The sequence below is a fragment of the Rufibacter radiotolerans genome, from assembly GCF_001078055.1.
GTDB classification, from domain to species: Bacteria; Bacteroidota; Bacteroidia; order Cytophagales; family Hymenobacteraceae; genus Nibribacter; species Nibribacter radiotolerans.
On the sequence record NZ_CP010777.1, the window covers coordinates 1008936 to 1032697 of the forward strand.

The window sequence follows — 23762 nt, forward strand, 5'->3', positions numbered from 1 at the left end:
CGGCGGCTGAGGCCGTCGGCCGATGCTGGTGTTTACACAATGTTGGCTAAAGTATTTTTATCTGTAGGTATTGGAAATCTTTATTGAGGTCGCCTCCCTCATCCCAAAATGCCTGTGCATGGAGAACCTTCACAACAATTGTGTTTGCGTCCTGCCAATAAATCTCCTGAGGCTCTAAAGCGGCCATCCATTTGCTGAAGCTCGCCTCCAGTTCTTTCTTTATAGTTTTGCTGTCGATGATTTTGTACAACTGAAAGTCGGTAGTCTGGTCGTAAGGGTTGGTGTACAGAGAAACAATATACCGCCCGTCAGGGGAAATATAGGGATAATCATTGAAGCTGATAATCTCCTCACCTTTTTCAGAACTGTAGAGCATGTACTCACTTCCTTCATAGTACCCGATTGAGAGCAGAAACGAATTAAGGAGTTCTGAATGTCCAACGTAAGTGTAGTCCTTCCTACTTTCCTCTGCATTGGGTGAGCTTACATACTTCTTTTTCTGCCCATTACCTGTGGATACAATGAGTACAGTATCTTTCTGCGAGACTAAGGTGTTGCGAGGAACAATAAACTTATCTTTCTCTTGCTTATCTTTCTCAAATTCATCTTTGCTGATTAGGTTAATCTTCAATTTGCCATTAATAGTCGCATTGTCAGAAGTCAGGTATAAATCCTTGGCTGTCAGCTTAACCTGTATGAGAGGCCCTACATCAAGTTTGGGTATATTCACTACCTCCCAGCCAGATGACTGAATTTGCTGGCCGTTTCTCACAAAGCTTCTCCCTATGCGTTCTTTTATCTGGTACCAGCTTGCTGCCTCCCCAATGACTTCCACCTTGTAGCCATATTCTAGCGTCTCTAAAACTGCTGACTGCTTATCGGGCTTCTCATAGATATTGCTCCCTTTTGGATTTGTGACATAAAGAGTCTTTATGGTAGGTATCTCAAACACGTCCACCTTAGCTTCTGGAGCATGCTTTTCAATTTGGCTAACCGTCGGCACTTTGTTTTCGGTTCTTTTCAAACTGTCTGAATTTGAGCAGCCTAAGGAGACGCCTATCAAGGGGAGTAAGAGAATGATATTTGAATTTTTCATCTAATATTTTAGCCAACGTACTGGGCTAAACGGCGGCGACAGCCGTCGGCTGGAGTTGCCGTTTAGGTGATGTTGTAAAGCGTTATTTTTAAGCATTTATTGGTTGACTTTGCATATTGCAAAAGTTTTCCTGTCTGACAGTAGATATAAGTGATATGTCTTTTCGTATTTGTTTTCAGTGATTGAAGATTTAGCCATATTCAATATATCCAGGTTATTACGATATAAGTAATCGTCTAATTCAATATTTAAGTAGTAGGTGCCTTTTTTAAATCTGTCACTTGTTACGATTGAATTTTCCAAGTTTCGAAAAGCCAAGGAGTCGATTGTAAAAAGGCTGTATTCCATCATAGGTTCAAGAAACCTACTTTCTTTCCCTGATTGAATCAAGGTCGGCTTGTAAACTCTATCAAATTCAGCCATTTCATTTACATCATCAAACAGTTCGGAGTCTGTTTGACAACTGACAAATAGTAACGCGGCTAAAAGTAAAAAAAGTCGGTTCATTTTTAATGCTTTACAACGGTTAGTATAAAAAACGTGCAAGGCCGTCGGCCGAAGCATGATTTTTATACAATGTTATATGCAGCTTTTTTTTCTTGTTTGTATCAATAATTACCATTCTTGTTCAAAAGCAATTTATTGAAGTCCTGAACAAACCTTGGAATGCAAGTTTGATCGGTCTTGAACTTGAATTTCATACACTGTTCTTCATAAGTGCCGCCTACTTGTCCATTAACATATAGATTTCCATTCGGCTCTATCGAGAACTCTACGAATCCGTCAGAGTCGTTGTCTTCAATTCTTGCTGAACCTTTTAGTGATGAGTAAAGGTCGAGTAGATTCTTGCAAAAGCTTTCTATTTCATCACGTCTTACACAAAAGTGGGAAGTCCCGCTGAAGTCACCCGAACGCACCTTAAGGTCGAAAGTGAAATTTATCTGAACCAAGTACCTTGTTGCAAAAGAGAGCTTTTCAGTTTGTGAATTAGTTTGCAGCTCAATTATGTCATCAAGTTCTAGCATAAAGGTTCTATGGCTTATTTGTAATCTAAAGTTGCATATAACGTCTAGTATAAACAGCGGGCGAGGCCGTCGGCCGAAGGCTGACGTTTATACCTTGTTGCCAGGAGTTATTTTTCAATACTTCTCCAGTTTGACCACACACCGAATGCTCCTAAGCCTATTCCAAACAATCCGCCAAACATTGCTCCCCATATTGAGCCGCCGACCCAAGCATATCCTATCATTTTTCTGAAGTCTTCAGGTACATTAATGAATGTTCTTTTGTAGAAGTCGGGGCTCAAAGTTGCCAGACCCATTGCAATCAGTCCACCAATGACCCAGCATAGGTATACAAATCCTACCACTCTAAGTAAATGCCTGAACCCGAAGCTAAAAGTCGATTGTCCTTTAGTCACAAAACCGATTGTCGCAACAAAAACTAGGGTGAACACTATCCCATAAAGTAGTCCCTCAAATATTCCCTGAGCTATGCTAGCGGCCCAAATGCCTTCAAAGTCCCAGCCCATAACATTGCGGAAATAAGTAGGACTAACAAATCCGTTAATAAGATTAGTAGTTGCCCCAATAAACCCACTTGCTAAGACGCTGGTAATTGCGACCCAAAGAATAGTTAGGTAATTGGTTTCTTTTCTGTAGTCAAAAGTTGAATTCATATTTTTATTAATTACTGGCAACGGTTAGTATAAGCGGCGACGAAGGCCGTCGGCCGAGATGCAGTTTATACAGTGTTAGGTGCCGCTTTTTTTCTTTTTATTTATGAAAAGCCATATAATGAGAGGAATTAGCCCTAGGGTTGTAGTTATTCCCAATCCTATATAGCCGTCTTGCCATGAATTGCTAGTCCTTTCGTAGCTGTTAGACCACGAAAAATAGTACTCCCAATAATCCCCGTTCCATAAACCAATTGCGTAATCCTTTTTCCAATCCGCTTTTTTGAATTTATATTCGTCTCCACTTACTACTTGGGCAATATGCCTTATATATTGTCTCCTCCCAAGCCCAGGAATCAATGAGTCAACTTTCTGATTTAAGTCGCTTGTGTAATCCTCGTAATAATCCCTGTGCCAAGTGAAGTATTCTCTGTTTGATGGCAATCGGCCGTTTTCTACTTTAAATTGATTGATGAAGATTACTGACGGCTTTATATTCTTTTCTACAAAGTCTATGTTCCGTTGAATTTGGTTTGGAGTGTCGAGGAATATAGAGAAACCATAGATTAATATAAAAACAGCCCATATTATTGATACAATCGCTAAAACTGTTTTCATTAGCTTTTTTTATCGAAGTGGCACCTAACGTACTTGTGTAAACGACGGCGAGGCCGTCGGCCGATGCTGGCGTTTACACGTTGTTAGGTCTAGTTTTTCTTTTCAGTGACCTCACATCTTCTTACTGTTTTTAGCCTGTTTTGGTAAAAGTAGCCCGAAAACACGTTTTTTGAGTCACTCTTTTTTTGCAGTCAAACAAGGAGAAGTTGCCACTCAGTTTATCATTTGAATTTTACTGTTTCTATAATTTTCAGTAAGGCCTCATGGTCAGCGGTACCAAGGTCTTTTCCAACTATGGTAAATTCATAGGCGGTTTCACTTCCCTGTAGTTTAATACCTCTGAAATGTGCTCCTGTAACTCCTTTTCCTACTTGTTTTGGGATTACAACCTTTGCTTTAACTCCATTGATTCTCTTCTCTTCAAATTTCTGGGTAACAAGCTTTTCTTGCATGGTCGGAACATCTTTGTCCGTCGGAACAAACACGAATCGGGACATGTCGGCGCCTTCTTTCAAAAGCTTTTCCCTTACTCTTTCTGGAACCACTATTTGTTTCCTTCCGTCATCACTTAGACTCTCTGTGCCTAGGCTAAAGATAACCCCTAAAGTGTCACTGCTGGAGGTAATTATGTCACCTTGGAATGCGTCAATTACTGGGCCCTCATATCTTAGGTATTTCCATTCTGGTGGAACCTTCAATGTGAATGATTGCGTCTCTATCTCTGTCCAGCCTGAATAAGTGCAGGAAGAGGTAAGGGCAAAACATATTACTAAAAACAGAGGAGAAGTAGACTTCAATTTTATGTTTTGAATTTTTTACTATTATAAATTAGACCTAACGGTCTCGTATAAACAGCGAGCAAGGCCGTCGGCCGTAGCTTGTTGTTTATACAATGTTAGCGGCTGGCATTTTTTTCACCTCTCCAGAGCAATTCTTTTCACCTCTCCAGAGCAATTCTTTTCCTTTTCTCTTTTTCAAATACATTTTCCTAGTAGTCATATACCGTTCACCAAAGAACAGGTATTTTCTGCGTCGGCTTAAACCCTGTCCCTGTTTAACTACGTGACCATCTAAATGGAATGAGTACAACTTTCCGTTTTTAAAGAGAAATCTTTTCGGTCTGTATCCGTTGCTAGATAAAGTCCGAGCAATCAAATCTACAGAATCGGCAGAATGCTCTGGTTCAAAGTCGAGATGTATTACACTTACATCTTCCACTCTGTACTTTCCTGTTCCTTTGTTATGTGACAATTCTCCGCTGAATTCATATTTGAATGTGGAGTCCTTATTTAGTTGAATTCTTGTAACGAAGAATCCCAAGTCGGCTACGTTACTTGAATAATAACCCGCTAAATTCTTTTGACTGCAAGAATCAAGTGAAAGTAATACCAAGATTAAAATAGCGAAATTTCTCAATTCTATATTTTTTATTGCTTGCCGCTAACGTCTAGTGCATGAGACATGCAAGGCCGTCGGCCGTAACATGGCTTATGCACCTTGTTAGCACCTGTTATTTTTCTAGTTCTCTACCGAACCCCATTTTAAGGTAGGTTTTTTCTATTTCATTTACAGGACGCTTCTTGTATTCAGAATAAATGGCGTAAACTTCATCTAGAGATTTTACTCCAGCATCATAGTTTGCTTTACCCCATTTATAAATCGCCAAGCCTCTTTTCGTATCGTAAATCCCTGGTTTTATTTGTATTCCGTCGTTCTCGTGTCCCTTAATTGATGTAAAGAAGTCGAATCTACCTCCTTCTTCTGTTTCCTTTAGAATATATGCCTTTAAATCGGATTGGGAAAGAGTAGTAGTTGATGTTTGGCTACTTTGTTGAGCTACTTTTTCAGAACAGCTTGTTAGAACTTGTAAAAGAATGAATGATGCAATTAGAGCTTTTGACATTATTTATGTTTAATTAATTGGTGCTAACGGTCTCGTGTAAACGACGGCGAAGGCCGTCGGCCGAGGTGACGTTTATACCTTGTTGGCAGACGTAATTTTTAGTTCATCCATTTAGCGTTGAAGTTACTGACAAAAAAGGTGTCTACTGAAACCCCGTTTTTATCCTCAAAATGGCAATTGATTTTTATTGTCCATTTCTCCTTGAGTTCTTGCTTTGTCGCATTGAGGTTATTTATTTTTAAACTAAAGTAAGCAGTGTCGCCTACTGGTTTTACTTCAAAGCCATTGCTAAAATCAAAAATCCTTTCTTTTTGAGTCGTATCGAGTAAATAAGTTTTAGAGTATGAGAGGTTTTCTTTTTGTGCAAGCCTTTTGAAAACACTGTCAAGCATCCAAAACTTTACTTTTACTAATTCAAAGTTCCCAGAAGAATCGATTGTTAACTCCCCGTAAGGTTTTTCCTCCTCCTCAAAAGGTCGGTTATCTGAAGGATAATATTCTGAACTAGGCAACCTTAAGTATTTATTCCCATTATAGGTAAACGAGGGAAAAGGCTTCTCTTCGACTTTCCGTTTTGTTTCTTTGCATGAGCTTAGCAACGAAATAGTAAATACAAGTATTAATATTTTCTTCATTTTTATTTATGACTGCCAACGGTTAGGCTACAAAGCGTTTTGATGCTTTGTAGCTGTTGTTGTATGAAGTTTAATTTTACACCCCTTCTAATATCAATTTTAGTAAAAATAAGCTTACTCCGGTTGGTATCAGTAAAAGCAAGAAGAGCATACATTTGTCAAAAAATTTGATTCCATTCTTCCCCTTTGGAGGAGAATCCCATCTAGTGGCCAAGATTAAGGGTCTCTTATAAATAAATAGCGATAAGTAGTTCAGAAGTCGGAGTAGCATTAAATATATCAAAGGATTGAAATAGAAAAATTCTCTATTGTCAAAATTTATCACTCTCCATAGTCCAAAGGTTCCTATTAATAGTGCGCCTATGATGTGGATTGAGAATATTTTCTCGTTGAATAATTTGTAATAATATTTATCCTTTTGCCTTGATGAATTGCTGATTGTCAAAAAACAATATCCAATTCCTATTACTATACTCAGAATTAAACCTATATTATTCATAGGTAAGTAGCATATTAAATTTTACATATTGCATACAACGTCTAGTATAAACGACGGACGAGGTCGTCGGCCGAAGGTTGACGTTTATGCCTTGTTGGGTGGCGTTGTTTTTTCTTTTCCATTTTTAGCCTGTTTTTAAGAAAACTAATCAAAATCAGGCTGTTGTAGATTCTTTTCTTTCTTTAAACCATCTAATGATTGCCAGAGCGCCAATCGAGCAAGAGATAGCTAAAGAGTAAAATATCTGGTTTGCAATGATGTTTGAAACCACTCTTTCATAGTCATATCCATAAATCTGCTCTAAGATTTTCTCAGTGAAAGAAAGGCTAATAAATAGACCTATGACAGAGAAAAGGGTCGAGTAAAATATTTTTTCAAAAGTAGTGAAGCTAAAAAGGGGTAGAAGGTATAAAGCGGAAAGACATATAGTCAAAAACAGAATAGCATAGTGCATATACCAGTCAACTCCGCCTTTCTGAAAAAGTGAATCGGTGAATACTGACCATATTACTATAACCAGAAAAATGAACAGATACCTTTTCGATGACAGCCTTTCTATCATAATATTTAATTATCAATGCCACCCAACTACTGTATATACGTACCACCTACGGTTATCTGACCTATGTGCGTAAGTGTGAAAGCCCGTTTTACTTGGTTCCTTCCCCGGCCAGTTTTGTCTTTGGTTTTTTCCATAGTCGGTATTAAAGGTAAGATAAGAGTATTTTACTACAAGGTATCCAGCGGGCTCTTTATTTTGTCCACCGCATAAGTGGTGATGTGCGTGTAAATCTCGGTGGTCTTACTTGATTTGTGGCCTAGCAAGGTTTGGATGTAGCGCAAATCGGTGCCTTGCTCCAGCAGGTGCGTGGCGAAGGAATGCCTTAGCGTATGGGGGGTGGCCTTGGTTTTGATCCCTGCCTTTTCCATAGCTAACCGGAATACATTTCTGATGCTCTCCACGGAGTATTGCCCCCCAAACTGCCCCTCAAACAACCACTCCTTCGGCCGGTAGGCCTTATAGTACTCCCTAAGGCTTTCCAGGAGCCGCTGCGAGAGCAGGGTGGTGCGGTCTTTCTTGCCCTTGCCGCCCCGTATGAGCAGTAGGTTACGGGCAGACTGCACGTCCGTCAGTTTCAGGTTAATGACCTCGCCAATGCGCAGGCCCCCGGCGTAAAGGAGCTGCAGCAGGCAGCGGTGCTTGAGGTTATCGGTGGCGGCCAGAATCCTGGCCACTTCCTGTTTGCTCAGCACCAGCGGCAGGCGCTCGGGCTTCTCGGGGCGCTCCACATTGCGCAGTTGTACCTCGTGGCGGTTTAGCACCCGCTGGTAATAGAACTTGACGGCGTTTATGCTCTGGTTCACAAAAGAGCAGGAATAGGCTCCGGCCTGCACCATCTGGCGGTGGTAGGCGTTGATGTCCTCCTCGGTGTACGCCGAGATAGCGGCCATTCCCCTGTCTTTGAAATGATTAAGGAACCTCAGCAGCAGGCCGTGGTAGGTCCTGAGGGTATTGCGGCTGTAGTTGAGCAGCAACAACTTTTCCAGGAAGGGGAGGGGGCAGGGAAGGTAGCCGGCGTCCTTCCGGTAGGTCTGCTCCCAGAGTTGCCGCATCAGGCGCACGTCCTGCACGGGCAGGTCCTGGGCCAGCCAGAGCCCGGCCTGTCCCGCCAGTTCCTGCTGCAGGGCCATCAGGGCTTGGCTGCCGGCAAGTACCACAAAGCACTTGGGCACCTGCTCCCATCGGGCCACGCGGCTTTTCTTTAGCGCCTCATACAGGGGCTTGCTGTATTTGAAGGAGAGGCCCACTACCGTGGAACCGTCGGCCAGCAGCAGGGGCTGCAGGCGTACAATGGGCAGCTCTGCCTCTTTTTGCAAGGGTTCGGCCATAGGCCCCGCCGCCAATACCGGCGTGCTTTTGGCTGGCCTGAGCCGGGGCGCCCGGTGCAGGTAACGGGTATTCACCTGGGCCAGCCCCTGCAGGTGCGTGTAGGTAAGGTCAATGGCCTGCGGGGTGTGGTGCATCACCAGGCACTTATAGGTCTTGCTGTACTTGATCCAGGAGGCTTCTTTGAGCCGTTTGCTGAGCAGCGGGTTAGGCTGGTGCCAGAGTTTGATGTACTTCTTGCCTGCGTGCTCCAGGGGGTTGAGGTACAAAGTGGCCGCTGCCGGGCGAGGATAAGATGCTTTGTTTTCGCGCATGCCCCAAGATACGGCAGGTCCATACCTTAGCCGTTTAATAAACGTATAGATGCGTTTATAAACGTTTTAAGCGTTTATAAACGTTTACGAACGCCTATTTGGTAGACTATGGAAAAAAACGGAAAGAAATGTGGTCATTGCCAGGCTTCCATTATAGGCCGGGCAGATAAACGGTTCTGCTCCAGCCAATGCCGCACTGGCTTTGCCAACGCCCATCGGCTCTCAGACCAGGGCGAACTGCTCATAAAAGAAGTGAACATGGTATTGCGCCATAACCGGCAGCTGCTTAAAAAGGCCAGTCCCCACGGTAAGACCACCGTGCGGCGCCAAGTGCTGGAGTTGGCCGGCTTCAACTTCCGTTATTTCACCCATGTCTACCGCACCAAACAAGGCAACACTTATCACTTCTGCTATGACTACGGCTACCTGCTGCTCCCCCAGGAAGACAAAGTGCTAATTGTGAACTGGCAACAATACATGCAGCCACAGGAAAACATATAATCCCCAGGAGAGGGTCTGCCTGTAAACCTCGGCCCAGGCCGATAGATGGATGCCAATACCTGACAAGGGTAGAAGGGCACCAACGCTTGGCCATTGGTGAAGGGGAAAAAGCAGAACAGAGCCGGAATTGTTTTGGGCACGTTTTCCTTAAAACAGGCTTAAAACGCCGTCTTCTGCTTCTCCCTGGGCTTGTCACCAGACAGACCGGAAACAAAGCCCCTCTATTTGGCTATAAACATGCTGGTACGGCAAAAGGGGAGGTTAGGAAAAGAAGAGTATTTTTGATGTGTCGGGGCAATCCCTTGTAGTTGCCCTATTACGGTAACAGACGCATTAGGGCAACCACAAGGGATTGCCCCTACTTTTCTCCGGAAACCCAGAAAATTCACTTTCAAAGGAGATTAACCAGCAAAAGGTGCTACCTTCTGTTTTAAGCCCCTTTTCCCCAAAACAGGCCCAAAACGCAACCACCCCTTGGTGCTTCCGGATTGTAAATCCGAATGAGCGCAAACCCTCCCCCCGGTCTGTCCCCTGACAGACCGGGGGGAGGGTTTGCGCCTCCATCAGCCAAAACTCGGCGTTGGCAGGTCCCAAGCCAAACCCAGGAACCATCCACTCACCATGGGCCTCGCCAAAAAAAAACGCCCCACTTCTTCCACCCAAACTCAAGACTCAGAACTAAGATTTGCTACTTCAGCCGCTTGGCTTTGCGGCGCATGATCTCCTGCACGGGCACATTCTCAATCTTGCTTTCCAGCCAGGAGATAATATCCAGGTACATGAAAGGGCGCCGCTCATAGGGGTTTTCAGAGATGGCTATCAATTTTTCCTTGAGCGTGATAAAGGCGTCTTTCAGTTGCGAGGGAGCCATGTTGCCCAGGCTGCGCAGGAACCGGAAGATTTCCACCTGCATCTGCTGCTGGTTGTCCATCTTGCCCAGAAAATGATACACAGATTTGATCTGGTATTCCAGGGCGTCATCGTCGCCGGCCTCATAGTGGGCAATGAGGTTAAGTATACGGGCGAAGCATTGCAGGTCCTCGCGCAGGCTGGTGTTGCGGTGATGGATTACCTTGTTCAGGTATTCAATGGCTTTCCTGAAGTTACCGCTCCCGAAGTACAGACTGGCAATTTTGTAGTAGAACACCAGCATGCGGTGCGGGTCTAACTGCGCCTGAAAGCCCTGCAGGTTTTTGAGTACGTCTGGTATGACTTGGAGCCCCTCGGTGAACTTGCCCTCCAGAAAGTAGGCGTTAATCTGGTTGGTAGAAATGTACAAGAATAGCAGCGTGTCAATGTTAGGGTTCACGCGCCGCTTGGGGTCATTGGCAAAATCCTCCAGTTGCTGCAATACCTCCTTGAACTTGCTGTAATACAACAGGTTGTACAAGGCGTTAAGCAGGTTGTGCATGCCTTTGATGTACAGCACCGACCGCCGCTCTTTCATGTGCGGGTATTCTTCAAACAGGTCTACCCATTTCTGGGCGTACTTGTAGCAGGCCTTAAAATCCTGGGTGATGAGGTAATACCACACGTGCGCCTGGTAATAATACAGCTTCTCATAAAAGCCCGCGCGGCGGATGTCCAGCTGGGGCAGATTCTCCCGGAAAAACGTGGTAATAGACTGGTGGTCTTCCTGGTTACGGGCCAGCCCCACCTTTAAGTACAGGCCATACAACCGCAGCGCCACATTAGAAAGCGCGTGCATCTGTGACAGCCGTGTAGACACCACTGTGGCCTCCTGAGAGAGATCTTCGGCGCGGCCGCTCAAACTGCGGGTAATGTACTGGCTCTCTATCTGTTTCTCAAAGTCAATAGCCGTGAGCGCAATATGGGGTAGCTCATATTCCAGGGCCGCCACCTTCACCTTGTCCAGCATTTTGAGGCTCTGCTGGTAAAAGCCCTTGTTGTAAAGAACCCGCGCGTAGTCCAGTTGCTCGTGCAGCTGTATGTCCAGGTTCTGGGGCGTATGAAAGGTGCGCAGACTGGAGAGCAGGTGCTTGTAAAGGTTGTTTTTGAGGTTGGCCAGCTGCGCCTTTTTAATAGTGGGTACTTGTTTCAACACCTGGGTCTCATCCAGGGTCTCCTGCTGCTCCAGGGCGTCAAACAACTGCAGGAACTTCAGGTCCTCGCTGGAGCCGCTCCGGTTGGTGAACAGCCTGAAATGTCTCTTTTCTGAAGGGGTCAGAGATTTTATCAGCTGAAAAATAGGATCAATATTTTGATTAGGCATTGTAAATGAAAGCTTGTTAAAATATTGATTACCAGTAGGTTAATAATTTGAAACGCCCTGTTAGAAATAGTAAACACGGGCAAAAAAGTTTTTGCCCTCCGTAAAAGTACCTACTTCTTTGTAAAAGACTTAGAGGCCAAATTAACGATGTCAGCTCAGAAGATACAAATATTTGATACAACGTTGCGCGATGGCGAGCAGGTGCCCGGCTGCAAATTGAACATGGAGGAGAAGTTGGTCATTGCCCGGCAACTGGAGCTTTTAGGCGTTGATGTCATTGAAGCTGGCTTCGCCGTTTCCAGCCCCGGCGACTTTGCCGCCATCCAGGCTATAGCAGCCCAAACCAAAGAAGCCACCGTGTGCGGACTCTCCCGCGCCGTAGAAAACGATATCAAAACGGCCGCCGAAGCCCTTAAGTCCGCCCGCTACCCCAGAATACATACGGGCATAGGTACCTCAGAATCGCACATCAAGTTCAAACTGCGCACCACCCAAGAAGACGTGATTGAGCGCGCCGTTGCCGCCGTGAAATACGCCAAAAGCTTTGTGGAAGACGTGGAATTCTACGCCGAGGACGCCGGCCGCACCGACAATGAGTTTCTGGCCCGGGTCTGCGAAGCCGCCATCAAGGCCGGGGCTACCGTCCTGAACATCCCCGACACCACCGGCTATTGCCTGCCCCAGGAATACGGCGAGAAGATCAAGTACCTGTATGAGAATGTGCGGGGCGTGCAGTACGTGACCCTTTCCACGCACTGCCACAATGATCTGGGCCTGGCCACTGCCAACTCCATTTCCGGGGTGGTGAACGGTGCCCGCCAGATTGAGTGCACCATTAACGGGGTAGGGGAGCGCGCCGGTAACACGGCCTTAGAGGAAGTCGTCATGATTTTGCGCCAGCACCCGTACCTGAACCTGAGCACCGGTATTAACACCAAGCTGCTCACTGAAACCTCTCACCTGGTCTCCCACATGATGCGCATGCACGTGCAGCCCAACAAGGCCATTGTGGGCGCCAACGCCTTCGCGCACAGCAGCGGCATCCATCAGGACGGCGTGATCAAGCACCGCGAGACCTATGAGATCATTGACCCCAAAGAAGTGGGCGCCGAAGATTCTTCCATTGTCTTAACCGCCCGCTCCGGCCGCGCGGCCCTGGCCTACCGCCTGCAGAAAATCGGCTACGCCTTTGACAAATTCACCCTTGACAAAGCCTACGCCTCCTTCCTGGAAGTGGCCGACAAGAAAAAGGAAATTGTAGACGAAGACCTTCATTTACTGGTAGAGCAAGACAACCTGATATCTGCCTCTTAAGCTTGAAGACAAACAATATAATTTCCCTGTCATCCTGAAAGTGGCTCCTCCCGAAAGTATTTAGGAAGACCTTGTAGACAAACGATATATTTTTTTCTGTCATCCTGAAAGGACCTTGTGGGTGAACGGTAGCAGCGGAAAAGCATAGCTGATAACCGGCCCTCCGCATTAAGACAAAGTAACAACCATGGCACAGACCTTATTAGATAAAATCTGGAACGCACACGTGGTCAACTCCATAGAAGGGGCTGGCTTAGACGTGTTTTATATTGACAAACACCTTATTCATGAAGTAACCAGCCCCCAGGCCTTTGATGAACTGGAGGCCCGTGGTCTGCCCCTGTACCGCAAAGACCAGATAGTAGCTACCGCCGACCATAACGTACCCACCAAAAACCAACACCTGCCCATTGAAGAGCCGCTTTCCCGGTTTCAGGTAGATACCCTTACCCAGAACTGCGCCAAACACAACATTGAACTCTACGGTCTGGGTCACCAATACCAGGGCATTGTGCACGTGATCGGGCCGGAATTGGGCCTCACCCAGCCGGGCATGACCATTGTCTGCGGCGACAGCCACACTTCTACGCACGGGGCGTTCGGTGCCATTGCCTTCGGGATTGGCACCAGCCAGGTGGCGCAGGTCATGGCCTCACAGTGCCTGCTGTTGAGCAAGCCCAAGAGCATGCGCATTACCATAGACGGAGCGGTACGGCCCGGCGTGAGCGCCAAAGACCTGATCCTGTACGTGATCTCCAAACTGGGTACCGGTGGCGCCACAGGGTACTTTGTAGAGTACGCCGGAAGCGCATTCCAGGCTCTGAGCATGGAAGGCCGCATGACGGTCTGTAACATGAGCATTGAGATGGGCGCCCGCGGCGGCATGATTGCCCCAGACCAAACGACTTATGCCTACCTGAAAGGCCGCAAATTTGCCCCGCAGGGCGAGCGGTGGGAGCAGGCCCTGGCCTACTGGTCAACCCTGTTCACCGACGAAGGCGCTTCCTTTGACCAGGAGCTCTACTTTGATGCCCAGGACATTGCGCCTATGATCACCTTCGGGACCAACCCTGGCATGGGCATGGCCCTGGATGCGTTCATTCCTACAGAGGTGCCGGCCAGTGAGCAGGCCAGTTACCAGAAGTCTCTGCAGTACATGGGTTTCGCTGCCGGCGAGTCCTTGCTGGGCAAGAAGATAGACTATGTGTTTATTGGTTCCTGCACCAATTCCCGCATAGAAGACCTGCGCGAGGTGGCCCGTTATGTGAAAGGAAAACAGAAGGCCCCGCATGTGGAGGCCATCATTGTACCCGGGTCAAAACTGGTGGAAAAACAAGCCATGGAAGAAGGCCTGGACCAGGTGCTGGCCGCCGCCGGCTTTGAACTCCGTGAGCCCGGCTGCAGCGCCTGCCTGGCCATGAATGAAGACAAGATTCCGGCTGGCGCCTACTGCGTCTCTACCTCAAACCGCAACTTTGAAGGCCGCCAGGGCCCCGGTTCCCGCACCCTGCTGGCCAGCCCGCTGGTAGCCGCCATAGCCGCCGTTGAGGGCAAGATTGTAGACATTACGCAATACCTGAATTAGAAAATATTAAGTGCGCATTTCGTCCCCCTTTGAAGGGGGTAGGGGGATGATAAGGATGGTTAGAAATAGCTTCAATCCGCTAAACCACTAATTAAACGCAGACTCTCCCCTTGAGGGGACCGCAGAGGGGTGTTTACAAAGGAGAGCACTTTTGCAGGGTAAAGGCGTCTTTGCTTAAAGATCCATAAGTCACGGAAGTAACTTCCGCGCCATAGTTAGAAAAAGAAAAATCAGTACCAAAAATCATCCCCCTACCCCCTTCAAAGGGGGACGAAAGAGTAAGACAAGAATAGATGGAAAAATTTGAAATACTTCAATCTACGGCGGTTCCGCTGCCTATTGAAAATATAGATACCGACCAGATCATTCCGGCCCGCTTTTTAAAGGCCACTTCCCGGGAGGGGTTTGGAGAGAACCTGTTCAGAGACTGGCGCTTTGATAATGCCGGGCAGCCGAAGCCAGAATTTGTGCTGAACAACGGAAAATACAGCGGCCGCATTTTGGTGGCCGGCAAAAACTTCGGGTGCGGTTCTAGCCGCGAGCATGCCGCCTGGGCCATCCATGACGCCGGTTTCAAGGTGGTGATCTCCAGCTTCTTCGCCGATATCTTCAAAGGCAACGCCCATAACAATGGCCTCTTGCCGCTGCAGGTCTCTGATGTTGTGTTGGCCCGGCTATTGGCGCAGATAGAGGCAGACCCGCAAACGAAGCTGGTGGTGAACCTGGTCAACCAGGAGCTGGAGGTACCTGCCTGGGAAGAGAAAATTCCCTTTGACATTGATGCTTACAAAAAAGAATGCATGATCAATGGCTATGATGACATTGACTTTTTAGTAAACCAGAAACAAGCCATAGAGCAATACGAAAGCAACCGACCATGGGCGTATTAACCAAAAGAATAGCCGTTTTACCCGGCGACGGAATTGGGCCGGAGGTTTGTGCCGAGGCCTTGAAAGTATTAGAAGCAGTGTCTGAGCGTTTCGGGCATTTCTTCGAGCTGAACATCCAATTGATGGGTGCCTGCGCCATTGACGCCACCGGCGACCCGCTGCCAGAAACCACTTTGGAAGCCTGCTACGCCGCCGATGCCATTTTACTAGGCGCTATTGGTGACCCCAAATATGACAACGACCCCAGCGCCAAAGTACGCCCCGAACAAGGCCTGCTGCGCCTGAGAAAATCGCTGGGTCTGTTCGCAAACATTCGTCCCGTGACGGCCTATGACGTGCTGCTGGAACATTCGCCCCTCAAAGCCGACCGCATCTCGGGCGTAGACATGCTCATCTACCGCGAACTGACCGGCGGCATCTACTTCGGGGAGAAAGGCCGCACCGCAGATGGCGCCTATGACAATTGCTATTACTCCCGCGCGGAGATTGAACGTGTGGCGCACCTGGCATTTGAATCGGCAGTGACCCGCCGGAACAAGCTTACGCTGGTAGACAAGGCTAATGTGCTGGAAACCTCCCGGCTGTGGCGTGAAGTGGTGCAGCAGATCGCTCCGCAATACCCCGGCGTAGCCGTTGACTATCTGTTCGTGGACAATGCCGCCATGCAGATGATTTTGAACCCCAAGCAGTTTGACGTGATCCTCACCGAGAACATGTTCGGGGATATTATTTCAGATGAGGCCTCGGTGATTGCCGGGTCTCTGGGCCTGCTGCCCTCTGCCTCCGTGGGCGAAACCTCGGCTTTGTTTGAGCCTATCCATGGGTCGTATCCGCAGGCCAAAGGCCTGGGCATTGCCAACCCCATCGCCACTATTTTATCGGTGGCCATGATGCTGGAGCACTTCGGGATGCAGGAGGAGGCCGCCCTGGTGAAAGAAGCCGTGGACTACACCTTAGATAAAAACGTGCTCACGCCCGAACTGAACAAAACGAATCCTTTCACCACCGAGCAGGTTGGCTCTTTCATTGCCCACTACGTGCAGGAAGGCGGTGAAGGCTTCCGGCACCTGAAAACGGAAGAGCACAGCTTAAGCACCATTATTTAAAAGCTGTTTTAGGCCCGTTTTTGGAAAAACGGGCTTAAAAACACAAACCTACCTCTGGCGCGAGTCTTCAGACTCGTGACTAAAGATGAAGGGAGTCTCCAGACTCCCCGGGAACCAGAAGAGGAATATGGGAAATGGAGTCTGGAGACTCCAACCATCCAACAGCCCGAGTCTTTAGACTCGCGCCAGTGAAAATAAAGAAAATCCCTTTTAAGCCCGTTTTCCCCAAAATAGGCCTAAAACAGAGAACACGCATCAAGATTAAAAAAGGAAGTACACCATGTGTTTAAATAAATTCAGCAGCATCTACACCAAAGACGACAGCCTTCCGGCCTCCCAGGCCATGTTGATTGGCTCGGGTTTGTCGGAGGGTGATCTACGCAAGCCGTTTGTGGGCATTGTCTCCACCGGGTTTGACGGCAACACCTGCAACATGCACCTCAATGACCTGGCTGATGTGGTGAAGGAAGGCGTGCAGGCGCAGAACCTGGTGGGGCTTCGGTTCAACACCATTGGCGTGAGTGACGGCATCACCAACGGCAACGCGGGCATGCGCTTCTCGCTGGTCTCCCGGGAGATCATTGCTGACTCTATTGAAGCCATGGCCGGTGCCCATTACTATGACGCCATTGCCTGCGTAGTGGGCTGTGACAAGAACATGCCCGGCTCCCTCATGGCCCTGGCCCGCCTGAACCGCCCCGGCATGATGGTCTACGGCGGCACCATTAAAGGCGGGAACTTCAAGGGCCAGAAGCTCAACATTGTGTCCTGCTTTGAGGCTTACGGCCAGAAGCTGAACGGCAACATCTCAGACGAAGATTACCGCGGCATCATCCGGAACGCGTGCCCGGGACCGGGGGCCTGCGGCGGCATGTACACCGCCAACACCATGGCCTCGGCCGCTGAGGCGCTAGGAATGTCCTTGCCGTACTCGTCTTCCTCCGTGGCGGTAAGCCAGGAGAAGCAGGACGAATGCCGCAATACCGGTAAATACCTGCGCAACCTGCTGGAACTGGACCTCAAACCAAGAGATATCTTAACCCGCGAAGCCTTCGAGAACGCCATGGTGCTCATTACGGTCCTGGGCGGCTCCACTAACGCGGTCATCCACCTGATTGCCATTGCCCATGCGGCCGGCGTGCACCTCACCTTGGATGATTTCCAGGCGGTAAGCGACCGGGTAGCATTCCGGGCAGATCTGAAACCAAGCGGCAAGTACCTCATGGAAGACCTTTCCGCCATTGGCGGGGTACCGGCCGTCATGAAAACCTTGCTGAATGAAGGCCTCCTGAACGGCGATCTATTGACCGTGACCGGTAAAACCATTGCCGAGAACCTGAAAGACGTGCAGCCCCTGGGCGAGGAGCAGGATCTGTTGCGACCGCTGTCTAACCCCATGAAGCCCGACGGCCACATTCAGGTGCTGTACGGAAACCTTGCTACCAAAGGCGCGGTGGCCAAGATCACCGGCAAGGAAGGCACCCGCTTTGAAGGCCCGGCTGTTGTTTTTAACTCAGAAGAAGAACTCAATACCGGCATCACCCAGGGCAAAATACAACCCGGTCAGGTGGTGGTCATCCGGTATGTGGGCCCCAAAGGCGGTCCGGGCATGCCCGAGATGCTCAAGCCTACCTCGGCCATCATTGGGGCGGGTCTGGGCGACAAAGTAGCCTTGATTACCGACGGCCGCTTCTCGGGCGGGACCCACGGCTTTGTGATAGGCCACGTCTGCCCAGAGGCCTTTGACGGCGGCACCATTGCCCTGGTAGAAGACGGCGACTGGATTGTGCTGGACGCCGCCAACAACACCATGGACGTGCAGGTGAGCGAGGCCGAACTTAGCCTGAGAAGAGAGAACTGGAAAAGACCAAAGCCCAATGCGTCACAAGGCGTGTTGTTGAAATATGTAAGAACCGTGAGTGATGCCAGCCACGGCTGTATCACCGATTTAGAAGAAGAAGCCTATGTTAACGCAAGAGAAACAAGCCCCAGCCTTGCCTGAAACAGCTACCATGCTTAGCGGCGGACAGGCCCTCCTGCACGCGCTCACGGTAGAAGGCGTAGATACAATTTTCGGGTACCCGGGGGGCGCTATTATGCCCATTTATGATGCCCTGTATGACTTTGAGCCCAATATAAAACACGTATTGGTGCGCCATGAGCAGGGCGGAATCCATGCCGGGCAGGGCTACGCCCGGTCCTCCGGCAAGGTAGGTGTGGTGTTCGCGACCAGCGGCCCCGGCGCCACTAATTTAGTCACGGGCTTAGCTGATGCCCAGATTGACTCCACGCCCTTGGTGTGTATCACGGGCCAGGTATTCGCGCACTTGCTGGGTACCGATGCCTTTCAGGAAGCCGATGTGATTGGCATTACCACCCCGGTCACCAAATGGAATTACCAGATCACTGATGCCACCGAGATTCCGGAAGTTTTAGCTAAAGCTTTCCATATCGCGCGCAGCGGTCGGCCCGGCCCGGTCTTGATTGACATCACCAAAAACGCGCAGCTGCAGAAATTTGAGTTTAAGGGCTATACTCCCTGTGACCATATCAGAAGTTATCGGCCCAAGCCTATTGTGCGTCATGAATATATCCGCGCTGCGGCAGAATTGATCAATAAAGCCCAGAAGCCTTTTGTGCTGTGGGGACAGGGCGTGATGCTGGGTTCCGCTGAAACAGAGTTTAAGGCCTTTCTGGAGAAAACCGGAATACCGGCGGCCTGGACCATTATGGGCGCTGGCGCCTTGCCCAGTGACCACCCGCAGAACGTGGGCATGCTGGGCATGCACGGCAACTACGGCCCCAACGTGATGACCAATGAGTGCGATGTCTTGATCGCCGTAGGCATGCGCTTTGATGACCGCGTGACCGGCCGCCTGGACAAATACGCTAAGCAGGCCAAGGTCATCCACCTGGACATTGACCCCGCCGAGATAGACAAGAACGTGAAAACCACCGTGCCCGTGTGGGGCGACTGCAAAGAGACGCTTCCGCTGCTCACCCAGATGGTGGAAACAAAGCAACATCCCGCCTGGCTGGCCAAATTCCGGGAGTTTGAGCAGAAGGAAATTGACGCCGTCATCCGCGAGGAACTGTTCCCGGCAAGCGGCGAAATGACCATGGGCGAGGTGATTCAGCAACTGAACGAACTCACCAAAGGCGAGGCCATTATTGTCACCGATGTGGGGCAGCACCAGATGGTGGCCTGCCGCTACGCCAAGCTCAACCAAACCCGCAGCAACATCACCAGCGGCGGCCTGGGCACCATGGGCTTTGCTTTACCTGCCGCCATTGGCGCCAAGTTTGGCACCCTGGACAGAACCGTAGTGGCCGTGATTGGCGACGGTGGTATTCAGATGACCATTCAGGAACTGGGTACCATTATGCAGAGCGGCATTGACGTGAAGATCATGATCTTGAACAACCAGTTTTTGGGCATGGTGCGCCAGTGGCAGGAGCTGTTCCATGAGCGGCGCTACTCCTTTGTAGACATCACCAGCCCAGATTACGTGATGGTGGCCAAAGGCTACGGCATTGCCGGCAAAAGCGTGAACCAACGCGAAGACCTGACGGCGGCCCTCCAGGAAATGCTGCACCACCCGGGGGCCTTCCTGCTGGAAGTAATGGTGACCAAAGAGAACAACGTGTTCCCTATGGTACCGCAGGGCTGCAGCGTGAGTGAAATCAGATTGAAGTAACGGGGCTAAAAGGAGAGAAATTATGAGTGAGCAAGCGCACATAGATCGGGAAGAATATAACATCACGGTGTACACCGAGAACCAGGTAGGGTTGCTGACCCGCATTGCCATGATCTTCTCGCGCCGCAAAATGAATATCCTGAGTTTGAACACCTCGCCCTCAGAGATTGAAGGCATCCACCGGTTCAACATCGTGATCCACGAGACCGAGGAAGTAGTGAGCAAGATCTGCCGCCAGATTGAAAAGCAGGTAGAGGTGCTTAAGGTCTACTATCATACCAATGAAGACGTGATCTGGCAGGAAATGGCCCTTTACAAAGTTCCTACTGATGTGATCGCCGAAAAGGTGAAAGTAGAGCGCCTCCTGCGCGAGAACGGGGCCCGCGCCGTGGTGATCAGGAGAGACTACACCGTTTTTGAGACCACCGGCCACCGCGAGGAAACCGACAACCTGATCAAGATCCTGCAGCCCTACGGCCTCATTGAGTTCGTGCGCAGCGCCCGCATCGCCATCATCAAAGACAGCGACGGCTTCAACCGCAAACTGCGCGAGTTTGAACGCGCCGAACCCAGCCATGAGGTGGTAGAGAACGAGTACCTGAACAGTAGGGAAAAGGTGTTCAGTATGTGACATTCGTTTTGTGGCTGTTTTCGCGAAAACAGGCTTAAAACCCAAATCTGTCCCTGGCGCGAGTCTTCAGACTCGTGACAACAGATGAAGGGAGTCTCCAGACTCCCGGGAACCAAGAGTTGAAAAGGATTGCAAATGGAGTCTGGAGAATCCACGCACCTGAAGTCACGAGTCTGAAGACTCGCGCCAGTATAAATCAACGTTTCCTCGGTCTGTCCCCTGACAGACCGAAAGAGTAGCAGCAATGAGTAAAGTGTCGGTGTGTCAGGGGACAGACCGAGGAGAAGAAAGCAATTAGCGTTTTGGGCCTGTTTTTCCTAAAACAAGACCAAACCAGAAAACACTCAGGCCCGGGCCTGTACCAGAACCAGTAAATAAATTATCACCAAATAACAAACCCTAACATGGCAACTATCAATTTTGGCGGCGTAGATGAAACCGTTGTAACCCGCGATGAATACCCTTTAGAAAAGGCGCTTGATTTCCTGAAAGACGAAGTAATTGCCGTGATTGGCTACGGCGTGCAAGGTCCGGGCCAGGCCCTGAACATGCGTGACAACGGCTTTAACGTGATTGTAGGCCAGCGCAATGATTCCCCATCGTGGGAGAGAGCCAAAAAAGACGGCTTTGTGGAAGGCGAAACGCTTTTCTCCATTGAGGAAGCCGCCGACCGCGGAACCATCATCTGCAACCTGTTGTCAGACGCCGGCCAGATTGCCGTGTGGCCTACCCTGAAAGAAAGACTCACCGCCGGCAAAACGCTGTATTTCTCGCACGGCTTCGGGATCACTTTCAAAGAGCAGACCCAGATCGTGCCTCCGGCCGATGTGGACGTAATCTTAGTAGCCCCTAAAGGCAGCGGTACCAGCCTTCGTCGGTTGTTCCAGGCTGGCGGCGGATTGAACTCCTCGTTTGCCGTATTCCAGGATGCTACGGGTAACGCCTATGAGAAAGCCATTGCCATGGGTATTGGCGTAGGCTCCGGCTACCTGTTTGAGACCGATTTCAAGAAAGAGGTGTACTCAGATTTAACCGGCGAACGTGGTGTGTTGATGGGTGCCTTAGCGGGCATCATTGAAGCCCAGTACCAGGTACTTCGCCAGCGCGGACACTCTCCGTCTGAGGCCTTCAACGAGACCGTGGAAGAGCTGACCCAGAGCCTGGTGCCCTTGGTAGGCGAGAACGGCATGGACTGGATGTTCAGCAACTGCTCCGTAACCGCCCAGCGCGGCGCCCTTGACTGGAAAGGTAAATTCAGAGAAGCCACCCTTCCAGTTCTGAATGATTTGTATGACAGCGTAGCCTCCGGCAAAGAAGCAGAGCGTACCATCCAACGCGGCTCTACCCCCGGCTACCGCCAGGAACTGGAAGCCGAACTGAAAGAAGTACGCGAGTCTGAATTATGGCAGGCCGGCGCCGTGGTAAGACAACTCCGCAGCAAAGCCGCCGTGGCCGAGGAGGTATAATACCTGAAGAAGACATTTCCTGGTTCAAGTTTTCAACTTGGACCCACCATTTGGGAAGTTTGCAACTTCCCTGAGGCGCAAGCCTCACACCACGCATTCCGTCCCCCTTTGAAGGGGGTAGGGGGATGATCACGCATTCAGATGTTTCTCTTCAACGAAGGGGATTACAAATCTCCCTTTCCCAACTTCCGGATTGCAAATCCGGAAGAGCCCGATGGTAAACACCACTGGGAGTAGGGAATGGCCCCAACGGGAGATTCAATAATAAGTAAATTCCATTCCCTGTTTTGGGGCTCCTTTTTTAAAAGTAGCCCCAAAACAGCTTTTTCACCCAATCAAGATGCAGAAAGAGACAGCTCCGGTAGAAACGGTGGCCATGCTAGGCAAGGTAGAGAAGGCAGCCAAGAACCTCAAAGGAGTGATTTACAAGACACCCCTGATGAAGAACCTGTGGCTGTCGCAGACCTATGGCGCGGAGGTGTACCTGAAGCGCGAAGACCTGCAGATTGTGCGTTCCTACAAAATAAGGGGCGCCTACAACAAAATGTCTACCCTGTCTAAAGAGGAAAGCGATAGGCAAATTGTGTGTTCCAGCGCCGGTAACCATGCCCAGGGCGTGGCTTATGCGTGCCAGTTATTGGGGGTGAAAGGCTTCATTTTCATGCCGGCCCAAACTCCCGCCCAGAAGGTGAACAAAGTGCGCCTGTTTGGCAAGGAGTGGGTAGAGGTAGTGCTGACCGGTGCTACTTATGATGATACCTTCAAAGCCGCCAAAGACTTCTGCGATGCCCGCGGCAGCACCTTCATTCCGCCGTTTGATGACCTGGCCATTGTGGAAGGACAGGCTACCGTAGGGCTGGAGATCTTCAAAGACGCTGACTTTGCCATTGATTACCTGTTCATGCCCATTGGCGGAGGCGGGTTGGCGGCCGGTGTTTCCAGTGTGTTCAAGCAATTGAGCCCCGGTACCAAACTGATTGGGGTACAGCCCAAAGGTGCCCCGTCTATGTACAACTCCATCAGGGCCAATGAGCGGCAAACCCTGCAAACCATTGACTCTTTTGTAGACGGCGCCGCCGTGAAGTGCCCCGGTCAACTCACCTTTGAGATTTGCCGTGAGTTACTGAATGACGTGGTGCTGGTGCCCGAAGGCCAGGTTTGCGAAGACATTCTCAAGATGTACAATGAGGAAGGCGTGGTATTGGAACCGGCAGGTACATTGACCATCTCAGCGCTGAAATCTTACGCCCAGGAAATAGAAGGCAAAAACGTGGTCTGCGTGATTAGTGGCAGCAACAATGATATCACCCGCATGGAAGATATCAAGGAGCGCGCCCTTCGGCACCAGGGCCTCAAGCATTATTTCATGGTCACGTTCAACCAGCAGCCCGGCGCCCTGCGCACCTTCGTGAACCGGGTGTTGCACCCCCAGGATGATATCATCCATTTCCAGTACATCAAGAAAAACAACAAGGAAAAAGGCCCCGTGTTTATTGGCGTGGAAGTGAAACACCCCCAAGATGTGGAGACCATTAAAGAAAGAATGCAGGAGGAAGGTTTCGCCTATGAGTACCTCAATGGGAAGCAGGACTTCCTGAACCTGTTCGTGTAATAGTGTAGTGTTAGTTTAATTAGTTCGTTTTAGTGTGTGTTGTTTGTGTAGTAATGCCCTGCTTCTGTCAAAAGTTGTGGGGCATTTCACATTTACAG

Annotated in this window: 21 protein-coding genes; 10 read left to right on the forward strand and 11 right to left on the reverse strand. The window is 49.4% G+C overall.

The window, feature by feature from the left end; all coding sequences use genetic code 11:
* Positions 1–46: 46 nt before the first annotated feature.
* From TH63_RS04310 to TH63_RS04365, 10 genes are all read right to left on the reverse strand, one after another.
* Entirely contained in the window at positions 47–1024 is a 978-nt protein-coding gene (locus tag TH63_RS04310; protein WP_048919859.1) for an SH3 domain-containing protein, read from the reverse strand.
* A gap of 168 nt (positions 1025–1192) precedes the next feature.
* Positions 1193–1603, reverse strand: coding sequence for a hypothetical protein (locus TH63_RS04315; protein ID WP_048919860.1), 411 nt, complete (start codon positions 1601–1603; stop codon positions 1193–1195).
* A gap of 101 nt (positions 1604–1704) precedes the next feature.
* Positions 1705–2121, reverse strand: coding sequence for a WapI family immunity protein (locus TH63_RS04320; protein ID WP_048919861.1), 417 nt, complete (start codon positions 2119–2121; stop codon positions 1705–1707).
* A gap of 107 nt (positions 2122–2228) precedes the next feature.
* A complete protein-coding gene (locus tag TH63_RS04325; protein WP_048919862.1) occupies positions 2229–2774 on the reverse strand; it encodes a hypothetical protein in 546 nt (181 codons plus the stop codon).
* Positions 2775–2849: 75 nt separating this feature from the next.
* Positions 2850–3389 carry a hypothetical protein gene (locus TH63_RS04330; protein ID WP_048919863.1) on the reverse strand — a complete coding sequence of 180 codons (540 nt, stop codon included), beginning with the start codon at positions 3387–3389 and terminating at the stop codon, positions 2850–2852.
* Between the two features lie 221 nt (positions 3390–3610).
* The gene (locus TH63_RS04335) at positions 3611–4186 is read right to left on the reverse strand and encodes a hypothetical protein (protein WP_156180370.1); all 576 of its coding nucleotides are present in this window, start codon (positions 4184–4186) and stop codon (positions 3611–3613) included.
* Positions 4187–4274: 88 nt separating this feature from the next.
* Entirely contained in the window at positions 4275–4709 is a 435-nt protein-coding gene (locus TH63_RS04340) for a hypothetical protein (protein WP_156180372.1), read from the reverse strand.
* Between the two features lie 190 nt (positions 4710–4899).
* Positions 4900–5292, reverse strand: coding sequence for a hypothetical protein (locus TH63_RS04345; RefSeq protein ID WP_048919866.1), 393 nt, complete (start codon positions 5290–5292; stop codon positions 4900–4902).
* Positions 5293–5390: 98 nt separating this feature from the next.
* On the reverse strand, positions 5391–5927 hold the full coding sequence (locus TH63_RS04350; protein WP_048919867.1) for a hypothetical protein: 537 nt from the start codon (positions 5925–5927) through the stop codon (positions 5391–5393).
* Positions 5928–7155: 1228 nt separating this feature from the next.
* On the reverse strand, positions 7156–8628 hold the full coding sequence (locus TH63_RS04365) for a tyrosine-type recombinase/integrase (RefSeq protein WP_048919870.1): 1473 nt from the start codon (positions 8626–8628) through the stop codon (positions 7156–7158).
* A gap of 108 nt (positions 8629–8736) precedes the next feature.
* Between TH63_RS04365 and TH63_RS04370 the strand changes: the two genes are divergently transcribed.
* Entirely contained in the window at positions 8737–9129 is a 393-nt protein-coding gene (locus tag TH63_RS04370) for a hypothetical protein (RefSeq protein WP_048919871.1), read from the forward strand.
* Between the two features lie 688 nt (positions 9130–9817).
* Here TH63_RS04370 and TH63_RS04380 read toward each other — a convergent pair.
* Positions 9818–11362 carry a hypothetical protein gene (locus TH63_RS04380; RefSeq protein ID WP_048919873.1) on the reverse strand — a complete coding sequence of 515 codons (1545 nt, stop codon included), beginning with the start codon at positions 11360–11362 and terminating at the stop codon, positions 9818–9820.
* A gap of 147 nt (positions 11363–11509) precedes the next feature.
* Between TH63_RS04380 and TH63_RS04385 the strand changes: the two genes are divergently transcribed.
* The 9 genes from TH63_RS04385 to ilvA all read left to right on the forward strand — a co-directional run bounded on the left by TH63_RS04385 (position 11510) and on the right by ilvA (position 23664).
* On the forward strand, positions 11510–12676 hold the full coding sequence (locus TH63_RS04385) for a 2-isopropylmalate synthase (RefSeq protein WP_053093734.1): 1167 nt from the start codon (positions 11510–11512) through the stop codon (positions 12674–12676).
* A gap of 187 nt (positions 12677–12863) precedes the next feature.
* Entirely contained in the window at positions 12864–14261 is a 1398-nt protein-coding gene (gene leuC / locus TH63_RS04390) for a 3-isopropylmalate dehydratase large subunit (protein WP_048919874.1), read from the forward strand.
* Between the two features lie 293 nt (positions 14262–14554).
* Positions 14555–15151, forward strand: a complete 597-nt coding sequence (leuD, locus tag TH63_RS04395) for a 3-isopropylmalate dehydratase small subunit (protein WP_048919875.1) — start codon at positions 14555–14557, stop codon at positions 15149–15151.
* Complete coding sequence (gene leuB / locus TH63_RS04400; RefSeq protein ID WP_048919876.1) at positions 15139–16257, forward strand: 3-isopropylmalate dehydrogenase; 1119 nt, start codon at positions 15139–15141, stop codon at positions 16255–16257. Before leuD ends, leuB begins: the two co-directional genes overlap by 13 nt.
* Positions 16258–16537: 280 nt before the next feature.
* Complete coding sequence (ilvD, locus tag TH63_RS04405; RefSeq protein ID WP_048919877.1) at positions 16538–18259, forward strand: dihydroxy-acid dehydratase; 1722 nt, start codon at positions 16538–16540, stop codon at positions 18257–18259.
* 10 nt (positions 18260–18269) lie between these two features.
* The gene (ilvB, locus tag TH63_RS04410; protein WP_197088673.1) at positions 18270–19955 is read left to right on the forward strand and encodes a biosynthetic-type acetolactate synthase large subunit; all 1686 of its coding nucleotides are present in this window, start codon (positions 18270–18272) and stop codon (positions 19953–19955) included.
* Between the two features lie 22 nt (positions 19956–19977).
* Positions 19978–20586 carry an acetolactate synthase small subunit gene (gene ilvN, locus TH63_RS04415; protein ID WP_048919879.1) on the forward strand — a complete coding sequence of 203 codons (609 nt, stop codon included), beginning with the start codon at positions 19978–19980 and terminating at the stop codon, positions 20584–20586.
* Positions 20587–20990: 404 nt separating this feature from the next.
* Positions 20991–22052: a ketol-acid reductoisomerase gene (gene ilvC / locus TH63_RS04420; protein WP_048919880.1), complete on the forward strand. Its 1062-nt coding sequence runs from the start codon at positions 20991–20993 to the stop codon at positions 22050–22052.
* A gap of 340 nt (positions 22053–22392) precedes the next feature.
* On the forward strand, positions 22393–23664 hold the full coding sequence (gene ilvA / locus TH63_RS04425; protein ID WP_048919881.1) for a threonine ammonia-lyase IlvA: 1272 nt from the start codon (positions 22393–22395) through the stop codon (positions 23662–23664).
* Positions 23665–23762: the final 98 nt, after the last annotated feature.

Coding starts and splice junctions, on each gene's coding strand:
- TH63_RS04315 (WP_048919860.1), bottom strand. CDS start 1,603: ATGAACCGACTTTTTTTACTTTTAGCCGCGTTACTATTTGTCAGTTGT.
- TH63_RS04320 (WP_048919861.1), bottom strand. CDS start 2,121: ATGCTAGAACTTGATGACATAATTGAGCTGCAAACTAATTCACAAACT.
- TH63_RS04325 (WP_048919862.1), bottom strand. CDS start 2,774: ATGAATTCAACTTTTGACTACAGAAAAGAAACCAATTACCTAACTATT.
- TH63_RS04330 (WP_048919863.1), bottom strand. CDS start 3,389: ATGAAAACAGTTTTAGCGATTGTATCAATAATATGGGCTGTTTTTATA.
- TH63_RS04345 (WP_048919866.1), bottom strand. CDS start 5,292: ATGTCAAAAGCTCTAATTGCATCATTCATTCTTTTACAAGTTCTAACA.
- TH63_RS04350 (WP_048919867.1), bottom strand. CDS start 5,927: ATGAAGAAAATATTAATACTTGTATTTACTATTTCGTTGCTAAGCTCA.
- TH63_RS04365 (WP_048919870.1), bottom strand. CDS start 8,628: ATGCGCGAAAACAAAGCATCTTATCCTCGCCCGGCAGCGGCCACTTTG.
- TH63_RS04370 (WP_048919871.1), top strand. CDS start 8,737: ATGGAAAAAAACGGAAAGAAATGTGGTCATTGCCAGGCTTCCATTATA.
- TH63_RS04380 (WP_048919873.1), bottom strand. CDS start 11,362: ATGCCTAATCAAAATATTGATCCTATTTTTCAGCTGATAAAATCTCTG.
- TH63_RS04385 (WP_053093734.1), top strand. CDS start 11,510: ATGTCAGCTCAGAAGATACAAATATTTGATACAACGTTGCGCGATGGC.
- leuC (WP_048919874.1), top strand. CDS start 12,864: ATGGCACAGACCTTATTAGATAAAATCTGGAACGCACACGTGGTCAAC.
- leuD (WP_048919875.1), top strand. CDS start 14,555: ATGGAAAAATTTGAAATACTTCAATCTACGGCGGTTCCGCTGCCTATT.
- leuB (WP_048919876.1), top strand. CDS start 15,139: ATGGGCGTATTAACCAAAAGAATAGCCGTTTTACCCGGCGACGGAATT.
- ilvD (WP_048919877.1), top strand. CDS start 16,538: ATGTGTTTAAATAAATTCAGCAGCATCTACACCAAAGACGACAGCCTT.
- ilvB (WP_197088673.1), top strand. CDS start 18,270: ATGCTTAGCGGCGGACAGGCCCTCCTGCACGCGCTCACGGTAGAAGGC.
- ilvN (WP_048919879.1), top strand. CDS start 19,978: ATGAGTGAGCAAGCGCACATAGATCGGGAAGAATATAACATCACGGTG.
- ilvC (WP_048919880.1), top strand. CDS start 20,991: ATGGCAACTATCAATTTTGGCGGCGTAGATGAAACCGTTGTAACCCGC.
- ilvA (WP_048919881.1), top strand. CDS start 22,393: ATGCAGAAAGAGACAGCTCCGGTAGAAACGGTGGCCATGCTAGGCAAG.